Annotated in this window: 1 protein-coding gene; it reads right to left on the minus strand. The window is 34.7% G+C overall.

Annotation, left to right across the window (positions count from 1 at the left end; all coding sequences use genetic code 11):
* Positions 1-199, minus strand: a 199-nt coding sequence (locus HC176_RS18325; protein ID WP_209309817.1) for an rRNA maturation RNAse YbeY, incomplete at its 3' end; no start/stop codon positions are given.
* Between the last annotated feature and the right edge of the window lie 132 nt (positions 200-331).

Consider the following 331-nt stretch of genomic DNA (forward strand, 5'->3'; position numbering starts at 1 on the left):
TAATATCTGTATAGGTATCGTGGTCTAGGTATTGCTGATTGATCTCAAGCAGGTATTCGTCGTCGCAAAAAATAAAACTTATCTCCCCGGTCTTTTTGCCTTCAGAAGCAATCACTTCCTTGATCCAGGTTTTAAACTGCGTAGAATGCTGCAGTTCAAAATCATTTTCAGAATAAAAATTAATTATCTCTTCGTTCAAAATACTCCTTTACTTTTGATTTGTAAATTGGCCGCAAAGGTAAGCTTTGTCTGTTTAAAATTTCAGTCGTATTAAAATATTCTTTAATCCGTTCTTTGGCAGCCTTAGTCTCATTTTCAAAGGAATCCTTAC

It is taken from the genome of Tamlana crocina (assembly GCF_012037625.1).